Below are 11,085 nucleotides of genomic sequence, written 5' to 3' on the forward strand. Positions count from 1 at the left end.
GACGACCGTCAGATCCCATCCTGGCTTGAGTTTCGGGCATTCATTCCGTCTTATGCAGACGGCAGATCATCTGTGTGGCCCGCGGCTTCGGATACGCCCACGCCGACGGCAGATAAAGGCATCTCTGTTCGAGCTCGGCCACCTTCATCATACAGCGAATCTCAAGCTCGTATTCTTTGAAGATACGCAAAATCGGATCGACTACTTTCAGCGAGAAGTGTCCCTTCTTTGCGTTATACGCCGACCGGTACGAAATCTCTTCGGCCGCATGTTCATCATTACCGAGCCTTTCTCGCAAAAAGAGAATATAGCGTGAAAACTTAAGGGCCTCGGCAATCTGCCGAGGCGGCCGCTTCGGATTCGGGCGAGGAAGCTCCCTCGCCGCCCTCTGCACTCTCTTCGCTCGCCTCCTGGCCTTCACTGATTAAGAAGTCGGCGATTGAAACGCCGCTTGAAGGGGCGACGGACGATGCCTCAGGCAGTTCAGAGGCAAGCTCGGTGAACGCCTCCTGGGCCAGTATCGTATCGGCGACGGTCTTCGAGGCTCCCAGGCTGCTTGCAAGATCGGCGCTCTTTCGTTTCAGATGGTTTAAAGCATCGGCCTCCTGTGCGGCGTCTCTACTGAGCGATCCGTCCACGTCGCCGATTTCCATGAGAAGGCCGGCAAGAAAGGCGTTGATATGCACATGACGGATCTGCAAAAACCGATACATGACGATGGCCAGGGTTAACAGCGTCTGTGAGATCAGGGCCGTGTAGCGGGCCGGACTGCGGTGCATGAGAATAAAGCATGTCACGGCAATACGGCGATTGCGGAAGGCATTTCGTATATAACTCTGATAACGATGTCCTTCGATAGCATACAGGCGCTTGAAGAAGCTCCATTCGTCGATGGCATGAATGGCGTGGTTCGCAAGAAAGGCAGAGATGCTTCTATTTAATTCTGACGTTATGCGAACGGAAAACTTCTCCTGATAGGAGCCTCTTATCTCGCGCAGTTTTTCAAAAACTCCGGGTTTGAGAGGAACATCGGCCTTGATGAGAATCTTGCCGCTGTTGTCTTTCAGGTCTTCAGAAAGCCGCAGAACGCCTTGAAGGTCGAGCTGAGTGTAGAACGTTTCGAGAGAGAGCACATCGTCGAATATGATGGCATCACCGGAAAGCTTCATGATGGGTTCCAGCGCCGCCTCCACTGGAGGCGGCTTTCCTTAACTGTAACTTTACTTCTTAATGAGCCGGTATGCGAAAAGCAGTATAACGGCCCCACCGACGGCAAGCAGAAAGGACTTCAGACTGAAGCCCGTCAGGCCTCCGAATCCAAGAAGCGAACCGATATAACCACCGACGAAAGCGCCGGCAATACCAAGCAGAATCGTGATGATCCAGCCGCCCGGATCTTTACCCGGCATAAGCAACTTGGCTACAATACCGGCGAGTAAACCCATGATAATCCATGCGAAAAATCCCATCGTATCCTCCGTGTTTTTGATGACCTTACCGAATATGGTAAAAAAGTCCAATCCTTTCCTTCCGTCGGGTCAGTCCGACGGGGCAAAAAAACGCATTGCCTGCGATAAAAACGTTTGCATCAATCCTGTATCTTTATGCGAATCTTTGCAAGCTCCTCTTCCAGATCGCGTTTTTGATACCGGCCTTCGGCTTGCTCCGATCCAGCCGAAGGCCTCCTGTGGCGAGACCACGTGCAGATCCCATCCGTTCTGCAGATGCGGACAGCTCGTCACCGTATGCCTGCAGATGACCTGTGTGGCCCGCGGCTTCGGATACGCCCATGCCGAATGCCTGTAAGGGCAGCGGCTTTCAATATCAGCGAGCATCATCAATGACCGGTACTCCAGCTCATACTCCCGGAATCGTTTCAAAACGGGATTCACAAGATCCAGATTAAAGAATCCCTTACGGGCGTTATAGGCGACGCGAAACGAAACTTCTTCAATCAGATGCTCTGAATGTTCAAGCTTCGTGAAAAGAAAGAACACGTATCTCGTGAACTTCAGAATCTCGGCAAGAACGGGAATCAGACGCTCATCATCTTTATGTGCATCGCTATCCCCCCTTCAGCAGACTCTTCGAAAAACAGAACATTCTCCATCGAATCGATCTGCCTGCTTTCTTTCGTCGCATCGGCATCGCCGGCGATCTCCTGTGCCAGCTCAGAGAACGCCTGCGCCGACCGGATGGCCTCAACAACAACGACAGGAGCATCGAGACGGGAGGCCATCATGCCGGCCTTCTCAGAGACCTCGCGAAGCGCAAAGGAACTGTCATAGGCGTCCAGCATAACCTTTCTCGACGGAAAGGGCAGCTCCGACAGGAATCCCATAAGAAAGGACGTCGTGTGAATACGCGGCAATCGCATCGGCAGATGTAGAGCGATTCCCAGAGAGAGGATGCCCAGTCTGCACAGATGCGCGAAATGATCGGGGCTCTGCTGCTTGAGGATGTAGGCCGAGACCGCAATACGCGGATGCTTTAATGCCTGAAAGACATATCGAAACGCTCTCTTACCAGGCTCTTCGTAAAGACGTCGGAAGAGAGGATGCTCGCTCACGTACTGTTCGATCGCGCCGACAAGCGAATTCGTGATGATCTCAACAAGCTCCGACGATAGCTTGATGCTGAAGCTCTCGTTAAAGGCCCCTCGAATCTCTTTCAGTTTATCGATCTGGCTCTGCTTGACGGCGATATCTTCTTTGATAAGAATCTTGTCCTGCCGGTCTTTCAGGTCTTCGTTCAGACGCAGAACTCCGCTCAGATTGAGGGCATAGAAAAAGGCCTCAAGCTCGCCGAAGCTATCGATCATGAGGCCGTTGGGTCCAAGCTTCATTCGTATGAATAGACGCAGCAATCAACGGTTTTCCTATTAAGAATGCCACTGGTAAAAAACGACGCAAAATTTCGAAACGGAATTGACGTGCGTGCCACATCATCCCCCATAACGGAAGCTACACAGCACCTATCATCATGGCCGATAAAGAATCCACCTCCGGGCTATCCGTCGACGAAACCAGCGCTCTCAAGGCCGTAACCGAGTCGATCAATCAGATGGCCGGTTCGCTCACCGGACGAAACCTCGAGCAGAAGATCCAGGAGTACACCTCGGTGTACGGAGAGATCCTGCTTGGAATGCATAACCGCCTGAACGACCTTGAGCGGGAATCGAAGTCCCTGCGCAAAGAGGTCTCTCAGCAGCACCGGCGCATCAGTTCTCTCGAAAATAAACTCAGCGAAGAACGGCGCGGACGCAGCCGTACGGATCGCCTGATCGGCCTCACCGCCCTGATCCTTTCGGCAGCATCTCTCGTTTTATGGCTTCTCTCGAATCTTACGAAAAACTGAAGCGCCTGTATGGCATTCGCAATCGCTTCTGGGCCCGCAGCGTCGATACGCTGACGCCACTGCTGCGCGATGCGCATAACAGAGCGCTGCTTCAGAATCATAAGGCGCTGCTTATCGCCATGCGAGCGACGGAGCGTTCGCTTCGCGCAGGCGAGGCGTCGTCACAACGCGTCTTCTATCGCAGCTTCACGCGAGCCTTTCAGTATCTGCGCCGAGTAGGTCCCTTAGCCCTGCGCCCCGGTCAGCAGGTGGCGCTTCTTTCGAAGAACGATCATGTCTCTCTCACCGTGCGCAACTCCGACGGCTCGCTCGATGCCCGCCTGCGCCAGCGCCTGCTTTCTTCGCTGGAACGAGTGGCCGCCGGTATTCCCGAGAGCCCTCCGGAATCGATACTTGATGCGCCGCCGGGCGAGTGGGCCGTGTCGACGCTTCTGGCCGCCCTTCCGCTTGAAGAGCCTGTAACAGAAAAAGAAGGCGAGCTGTGGGATGAGATCCTCGACAGCCCCACCGGCCAGCTTCTCGGCAATTATATTCCAGGATTCTCCATTCTACTGAAGTTGTACAGAGAGCGCGAGCGTCTTAAAGAGGGAGAGTGGATTGCCGTCGCCGGTGAGATCCTCGGTGAAGGGGCTCGCTCTACGGCACAGGGCGCCATGCAATTCCTGCTCTCGCAGATGCGCTCGGGCGCAAAGCTTGCCGGTCCGCTGAGCTTCCTTTTCGGAGTCAGCGTCGATCGGGCGATGTTACTCAAAAAGCAATGCGATAGCGTCGACGGCGCACGTCGACGCATCGAAGAACTGCTTCCGCTTTACCGCCAGTATCGTTAGCGTTTCTGGCTCTTATAGATTGCTGATCCTGCCTGCTTGATGCTGGCAACGGCGCCGGCGGGTCTCTGAGTGCCCGGCCTCTGAGTGAAATCGGATTCTTCCCGTCAAATAACGGTTGAGCAGTGTGCCACAGGCGCAGAATCGACCTTGTGAAACTTTCTTTAAACCGCACCGGACGTTCCGTATCCGGTCCTGTCGTACTTGTAATCATGGACGGCGTTGGCCTGTATAAAGGCCGAGCCGAAGGCTATCCCGGCAACGCCGTCGACCTCGCCGGCGCCCCTTTTCTCAAAGACCAGCTCCAGCATGCTCCGATCCGGCTGCAGCTGAAGGCTCATGGAACGGCCGTGGGCATGCCCTCCGACGAAGACATGGGTAACTCTGAGGTCGGTCATAACGCCCTTGGAGCCGGTCGCATCTTCGATCAGGGCGCGAAGCTTGTAGCCGGCGCCATCGCATCGGGTCAGCTTTTTACAGGATCTGCCTGGATGGATCTCGTAGGCTCTCGCGAGAATCCCGGCGCCGCCGTCAAAGGTGCGACGCTTCACTTTATCGGGCTTCTATCGGACGGTAACGTTCACAGCCATATCGATCATCTCATCGCCATGCTGCGCAAGGCGCACGAGGCCGGCGTAAGGCAGGTTCGTCTGCACATCCTGCTTGATGGTCGCGACGTCGATGAAACAAGCGCCCTGCTCTATGTCGATAAACTCGAGGCCGTGCTCAAAGAACTCGATGCAACAGGTAAAAACTATCGCATCGCCTCGGGCGGCGGACGCATGAAGGTGACGATGGATCGCTATGAAGCCGACTGGAGCATGGTCGAGCTCGGCTGGAAGACGCACGTCGCCGGCGAAGGACGCCAGTTTGCATCGGCTAAAGAGGCCATCGAGACCTTTCGCAACGAGATCCCTGGCGTCACCGATCAGGACCTGCCTGCCTTTGTCATCGGCGAGAGCGGAGCTCCCGTCGGCCAGATCAAAGACGGTGATGCCGTAATCTTCTTTAATTTCCGAGGAGACCGCGCCATCGAGATCAGTCGGGCCTTTGTCGAATCCGACTTCAACGTGTTTGAGCGGCATCCGAAGGTTTCGGTGAAGTATGCGGGTATGATGCAGTATGACGGCGATTTAAAGATGCCTCCGGTCTTTCTCGTCGATCCGCCGGCCATCGACGAAACGCTTACGGAGTATCTGGTGGCGGCGGGCGTGAAGCAATATGCGTTATCCGAAACGCAGAAATTCGGTCATGTCACGTATTTCTGGAACGGCAACAACTCGGCGAAGATCAGCGAGGCGCTTGAAACCTGGGAGGAGATCCCCTCTGACGTCATCTCTTTTGATCGTAAACCGCGCATGAAGGCCGACGAGATCGGCGCCGCTCTTGTAAAGGCCATCGAAAGCGGCGAATATGGCTTCTTGCGCGTGAACTTTGCAAACGGCGATATGGTCGGTCATACGGGCATACTCGATGCCGCCGTCGCCGCCGTCGAGGCCGTCGATCAGAATCTACCGCGCATCCTTGAAGCCGTAAATAAAAAGGGCGGCATCCTGCTTGTCACGGCCGACCACGGAAACTGCGAACAGATGTATGAGGTGAACAAGAAAACGGGCGAACCTCTGAAGAACGATAAAGGCGGCTTTGCAAGTAAAACAAGCCACACTCTTAATCCCGTGCCCTTCCTCGTTCTCGGCAACGTCGATGGGCTTGAGGCTTCAGGCGTTGCCGGTGCGGGCCTGGCTAACGTCGCCGCAACGGTAATGACGCTGCTTGGCTTCGAACCGCCGGCCGGTTACCTGCCCTCCGTTCTTCGCTGGAAGTAAACCGTTTATTCAGGGCCGGCTCTCTACGATCAGAGCCGGCTGCCGGCCTTCATGCTGGCCCGAACTATTCCGCCTTACTTTTTCTTCTCTTTCTTCTCATGCTCTTTTGCATGAGCGGCCGCAGCTCGCACAAAGCCGGCGAAAAGAGGGTTAGGCTCGGTGGGCTTCGACTGAAATTCAGGATGAAACTGGCATCCAAGAAACCAGGGATGCTGCGATTGCTTCAGCTCGACGATCTCGACCAGCTGCTTGTCGGGGCTGATGCCCGAAAAGATAAGACCGGCCTTCTCCATCTCAGCTCTGTAGCGATAGGTGAACTCGAAACGATGACGGTGTCGCTCCCGGATGCGCGTCGCTCCGTATTCTTTATGAGCAAGCGTGTTCTCGGTGATCAGCGCCGGGAATCCGCCCAGTCGCATCGTGCCGCCTTTCTGTTCGAGCCCCATCTGCTCCTCAAGAAGGGAGATGACGGGATATTCAGCGGCAGGATTGAACTCCGTTGAATTCGCGTTCTGCCAGCCGAGCACATTGCGGGCGTATTCGATCACGGCGCACTGCATTCCAAGACAGATGCCGAAGAACGGTATCTTATGCTCCCGCGCATAGCGGATGGCCATCAGCTTGCCCTCGATGCCTCTGTTGCCGAAGCCGCCGGGAACAAGGATGCCATGCACGTCATGCAGTACGGACAGGTCGTCAGTGCGTTCCAGCTCTTCTGGGTCAACTTTAACGAATTGAACGTTAACCTGCGAGGCGATTCCGCCATGCATCAGGCCTTCATACACGGAACGATAGGCGTCTTGAAGGGCGATATACTTACCGACGACGGCGATACGCACGTCACGGCTCGGATTATGAATGATGTCGAGGATCTCCGTCCACTTCTTGAAGTTCAGGCGCTTCGCTTCCATCTGAAAATGATCGAGTACGACCTGATCGAGCCTCTCGTTGCGATACATCTCGGGAATCTCATAGATGCTGTTCTGAATATCAGAGGCTGAGATGATATTCTCGTTGCGCACGTTGCAGAAAAGAGAGAGCTTCTCTTTCATATCCTGACTGAGCGGAGTGCGCACGCGACAGACAAGCACGTCGGGCTGAATACCGTAGGTCATCAGCTCCTTTACGCTGTGCTGCGTCGGTTTCGTTTTCGCCTCACCGGCTGCCGTAATCGTCGGCACAAGCGTCAGATGAATGAAGCAAACGCCCTCTCGCCCCTTTTCGCGTCGCATCTGTCGGATGGCTTCGAGAAACGGAACGGACTCGATATCGCCGACGGTGCCGCCGATCTCAACGATCACGAAGTCGATCTCTTCGTCATTGGTCAGATCGGTGATGCGTTTCTTGATCTCGTTAGTGATATGGGGAATAACCTGAACCGTGCGGCCCAGATAATCGCCGCGTCTTTCCCGCTGTATGACGGCGTTATAGATCTGCCCCGTGCTGACAGAGTTTGCCCGGGTGAATTTCGTATTTCTTGTAAAGCGTTCGTAGTAGCCGAGATCGAGATCGGTTTCGGCCCCGTCGTCGGTAACATAGACCTCGCCATGCTGAAACGGACTCATCGTTCCGGGGTCGATATTGATGTAGGGATCCATCTTCTGCATCGTAACGCGGTATCCACGGCTTTCGAGCAGAGTTCCAAGAGCAGCGACGGTCACACCTTTTCCAAGGGACGAGCAAACTCCTCCGGTAATGAAAATATAGCGGGCACTCATGAATCGGCAGACTCCTGCAAGCGGGGATGTACTCCACCATTTTTCTTGCGGGAATACATGTCGAGATCGGCCTGATGCATTACGGAATCCAGATCATCCAGTCTGCCTGTAGACAGCCCGTACGAAAATGCAAAGGCCGGATCATGCTCGCCACAACGCTCCTGCAATCTGTTTAACGAGGCTTCGAGGCGTCCGAGGATTTCAGGCAGCTTATCGGGAGACGAATTCTGAATCAGTACAAGGAACTCATCCCCTCCGATGCGAAAAATTCGGTCCGTTCCGCGTATCAACAGCTGAAGATAATGCGCGATATAGCAGAGCGCCCGATCTCCGGCCTGATGCCCGGCGCCGTCGTTGATCGCCTTGAAGTTATCCAGATCGATGACGGCAAGGGCGCAGCCTCGATCTTCGCTGCGTCTGCCTGTCCACTCTGCGCGAAGATCCTCAAGCCGGCGGCGATTGAAAACGCCCGTCAGCGGATCACGATGGGCGAGATCTCTCGTCTCTTCGTAAAGCATGGCGTTTGCGAAGGCGATGGCGGCAAAATCGGCGATGGTCTGTATAACGATAAAATCCTGATGCGTGTAGCCGCCGCCGTCGTAGCGGTTGATCAGCTCGATAACGCCATACACCCTTTCTCGAAAACGAAGCGGAACGGCCATGACCGATCGCGTCTCGAACCCGGTCTGCTCGTCCACCTTGCGCGAGAATCGATCATCTGAGCGGGCGTCGGGAACGAAAACGGGCTCCCCGGTCTGGGCGACGTATCCGGCGATGCCCTCCCCTGTTTTCAGCCGGATGTTCTCGATACGCTTCAGATCGATGCCTTCGGCGACGACAAAGAAGAGCTCGTCGGAGTTCGCATCGACCCGCATCAGGCTCCAGTGCGTCGGATTAAAGAAGGTCTGAATCTCCTTCATCACGCCTTCGACGATATGTCTGAAATCGAGAGACGAGGTGATCAGCTTGCCGATGCTTGCATAGAGATGCAGCAGGGAATGGTCGGCTCCGTCGGTCTGAGAATCATCCATCCTGTCTGACTCTTGCAAGATGCCTCCCCGCGTCAAACGGTTTCTCGGCGCCTTGCAGGCACGTGAGGCGCTCAAAATGAGGCGATTTCGGGTGAGATCTGCTCTCAGGTGGGGGTTTGCACCTTTACCGACGGCACCCTACCGGGGAAAGGGCGGCGCTTTTCCGGCCGATGGCTTTGTACTGTTACGGTTCAGTAAGAGGGAGTTCTTTATGCCGGAGGAGGCGGCGGGGTTAGTCATGAGCATCCCTCAAGCGATCTTTCCAGTAGTCGGGATGACGGCTCTGGTGGGCTACCGCCACGATATAGACAATATCATCATGGAGCATGTACAGAATATTGTAAGGGTAACGATGCAGACTCTTTGATCGAACCAACGTCTCTCGAACCGTAGAACCCTCGGGAAAGGTACATACATAGGTGAGGCACCGATCAAATTCTTCTACAAAGTTTCGGGCTGCCCGACTGGATCTGATCCGATAGTATTTTATCGCCTCCGTGAATTCTCTGTCGACCGCCGCATCGAATTTATATCCTCTCATGCACCATGGCCCGGGCCTTCGCCATCACGACATCGCCTTCGAGCAGTTTCGCTTTACCATCAAGGATTGCCTGCGCACGCTTTTCCGCTTCGGCGATCCAGGCTTTCTCTATTTCCGGATCTGTCTTTTCCACTTCTTCAGAGAGATCCAGGAAAAGAAGCTCTCGTTCTTCGGGCGTCAGTTCCTTCACCGCTTCTCTCACTTCTTCCAGAGTCAACTTAGCCATCGCCATTTACCTCACCTCATAAGCTCTTCACTTCACGCCTTTCGTCCACTCCTTTTCTGCTGCTCGACCGGCTTCACCCCTGCTCCACCGTCGGCGTCAGAATATCTGCGTAAAGAACATAAGGCTGCGCCTGCTCCACCCAGCGTAGCTCCTCGGCCTCCAGATACTGTTGCAGCTCAGAACGCTTGCCCCGGCCGTTCAGATACTCAAGCAGCCGGTCGTCGCCTGCAAGCATCTCGATGGCAAGCAGGTCGTCTCTGTATTCGTAGGTCTCGGTTCGCCAGGCAAAATCGGCAAACCGCTCTTTTATGAGGCGCAGCAGAGCCAGACTGAAGAGCAGAGAATGAAAGCGGCGGCCGAGAGGAAGAAGCTGCCATCCGTTGCAGACCGAGCCTGCGAATTTGTGAAACGTGGGAATAAAGCGCAACGGACGTAACGACAGATCGTCCTGGCGAATCTCATCTCTCTGTGCAAGAGACATCATCCAGTTCTCGTCGATATACGGAGCGCCGAAGATCTCGAAGGGCCGCGTCGTTCCGCGCCCCTCGCTCAGATTCGTTCCTTCAAGCAGACATTGCCCTGCATAGACGAGCGGCGTGATAGGCGAAGGCATATTCGGCGAAGGAGGAATCGTCCAGGGCGGCTGCATGGCTGTGCGCCTGTCTATCTCTTTCGTTAACCATCCGGTTTCATCTTTGATCGGAATGCTGTGATCATAAGGTATGACGGCAAATTTCAGACGGTGTCCGTTTTTCAGATCGGGATGCCGGTCGCGGTAATATAGAAGAAGCTCCGCCGCCGTCAGCCCATGACGATGCGGAACGCCGGGCACTCCCACAAAAGAAGCATAGCGACTCTGAAGAGGCGTCCCTTCAACGGCCCTGCCCGCCGGATTCGGACGATCGACGATACAGAATGCAGGCGGATTCTCAAGAGTGAGAGCGACCTGCATCGTATAAAAAACGCTCGTTAAAAATGTATAGTACCGCGCACCGACATCCTGAACATCTACGATAATCATATCAAGATCCTTTAATAAGGATGCATCGGGAAGAAGCGAACTCTCACGCTCCCCGTACAGCGAAACCCACTGCACGTCGCGAAGAAATCGATACGGCGAAACGGAATCGATCGGTATCTGATCCTGTAGCTCGGCAAAAAGACCATGCTCTGGAAGAAAAACTCTCTCAAGTCCAGGGATAACCTCAAATGAATAACGATTTCTGGCAAAAGAAAAGGATACCTGATTGGCAAGTAGTCCGACGCGCATCTCGCGGGGAAGGACATCAAGCAGGCGATCGACGGGATCAATGAGCATGAGACAGTCCACGCTAAGATTCCAGGCAGTCAAACCCTCCACTTGAGGCCGAACCAAAAGAGATGCGGAAAGTTTTACAGGCACGGAACTCCTTTATGAAAAATTCTCGCAGCCTGAACCTTTTAGAACCTGCGACATTGACGAAACGCGAAAAAAAACCGAATCATTGAATAAACAAACAAGAGTCTGGCGTCTCATTTACGTCGGATGTATACAAAGCGGCAAACCCCTCAGAAAAAATCCA

Annotated in this window: 13 protein-coding genes; 3 read left to right on the forward strand and 10 right to left on the reverse strand. The window is 54.5% G+C overall.

Annotated elements, in window-relative coordinates; translation table 11 throughout:
- Window positions 1-40: 40 nt before the first annotated feature.
- The 5 genes from LEPIL_RS02210 to LEPIL_RS02230 are packed head-to-tail and all read right to left on the reverse strand — an operon-like array spanning window position 41 to window position 2,845.
- Window positions 41-298 (reverse strand): hypothetical protein, encoded by a 258-nt coding sequence (locus tag LEPIL_RS02210; protein WP_040918170.1) that lies wholly within the window; start codon window positions 296-298, stop codon window positions 41-43.
- 22 nt (window positions 299-320) lie between these two features.
- Window positions 321-1,169: a hypothetical protein gene (locus LEPIL_RS02215; RefSeq protein WP_143464586.1), complete on the reverse strand. Its 849-nt coding sequence runs from the start codon at window positions 1,167-1,169 to the stop codon at window positions 321-323.
- 51 nt (window positions 1,170-1,220) lie between these two features.
- Complete coding sequence (locus tag LEPIL_RS02220) at window positions 1,221-1,520, reverse strand: GlsB/YeaQ/YmgE family stress response membrane protein (protein ID WP_245826787.1); 300 nt, start codon at window positions 1,518-1,520, stop codon at window positions 1,221-1,223.
- Between the two features lie 18 nt (window positions 1,521-1,538).
- Complete coding sequence (locus LEPIL_RS02225; RefSeq protein WP_040918174.1) at window positions 1,539-1,997, reverse strand: hypothetical protein; 459 nt, start codon at window positions 1,995-1,997, stop codon at window positions 1,539-1,541.
- Window positions 1,998-2,035: 38 nt separating this feature from the next.
- Entirely contained in the window at window positions 2,036-2,845 is an 810-nt protein-coding gene (locus tag LEPIL_RS02230) for a hypothetical protein (protein WP_040918176.1), read from the reverse strand.
- 137 nt (window positions 2,846-2,982) lie between these two features.
- On the opposite strand from LEPIL_RS02230, the gene LEPIL_RS02235 reads away from it, so the two are divergent.
- From LEPIL_RS02235 to gpmI, 3 genes are all read left to right on the forward strand, one after another.
- Window positions 2,983-3,357: a hypothetical protein gene (locus LEPIL_RS02235; RefSeq protein ID WP_002769529.1), complete on the forward strand. Its 375-nt coding sequence runs from the start codon at window positions 2,983-2,985 to the stop codon at window positions 3,355-3,357.
- Complete coding sequence (locus LEPIL_RS02240) at window positions 3,327-4,184, forward strand: hypothetical protein (RefSeq protein WP_002769531.1); 858 nt, start codon at window positions 3,327-3,329, stop codon at window positions 4,182-4,184. Before LEPIL_RS02235 ends, LEPIL_RS02240 begins: the two co-directional genes overlap by 31 nt.
- Before the next feature lie 149 nt (window positions 4,185-4,333).
- Window positions 4,334-6,007, forward strand: coding sequence for a 2,3-bisphosphoglycerate-independent phosphoglycerate mutase (gpmI, locus tag LEPIL_RS02245; RefSeq protein WP_002769533.1), 1,674 nt, complete (start codon window positions 4,334-4,336; stop codon window positions 6,005-6,007).
- Window positions 6,008-6,081: 74 nt separating this feature from the next.
- Here gpmI and pyrG read toward each other — a convergent pair whose 3' ends face one another.
- The 5 genes from pyrG to LEPIL_RS02270 form a co-directional block, all read right to left on the reverse strand.
- The gene (gene pyrG / locus LEPIL_RS02250; protein WP_002769535.1) at window positions 6,082-7,725 is read right to left on the reverse strand and encodes a CTP synthase; all 1,644 of its coding nucleotides are present in this window, start codon (window positions 7,723-7,725) and stop codon (window positions 6,082-6,084) included.
- Window positions 7,722-8,756, reverse strand: coding sequence for a sensor domain-containing diguanylate cyclase (locus LEPIL_RS02255; protein ID WP_002769537.1), 1,035 nt, complete (start codon window positions 8,754-8,756; stop codon window positions 7,722-7,724). Before LEPIL_RS02255 ends, pyrG begins: the two co-directional genes overlap by 4 nt.
- Before the next feature lie 232 nt (window positions 8,757-8,988).
- Window positions 8,989-9,297, reverse strand: coding sequence for a type II toxin-antitoxin system RelE/ParE family toxin (locus LEPIL_RS24170; protein ID WP_002769539.1), 309 nt, complete (start codon window positions 9,295-9,297; stop codon window positions 8,989-8,991).
- Window positions 9,284-9,523, reverse strand: coding sequence for an addiction module protein (locus LEPIL_RS02265; protein WP_143464587.1), 240 nt, complete (start codon window positions 9,521-9,523; stop codon window positions 9,284-9,286). The genes LEPIL_RS24170 and LEPIL_RS02265 overlap by 14 nt, the downstream gene beginning before the upstream one ends.
- A 73-nt stretch (window positions 9,524-9,596) precedes the next feature.
- Window positions 9,597-10,841, reverse strand: coding sequence for a DUF1343 domain-containing protein (locus tag LEPIL_RS02270; protein WP_040918181.1), 1,245 nt, complete (start codon window positions 10,839-10,841; stop codon window positions 9,597-9,599).
- Window positions 10,842-11,085: the final 244 nt, after the last annotated feature.

Origin of the sequence: Leptonema illini DSM 21528 (assembly GCF_000243335.1) — a bacterium.
Lineage (GTDB): Bacteria > Spirochaetota > Leptospiria > Leptospirales > Leptonemataceae > Leptonema > Leptonema illini.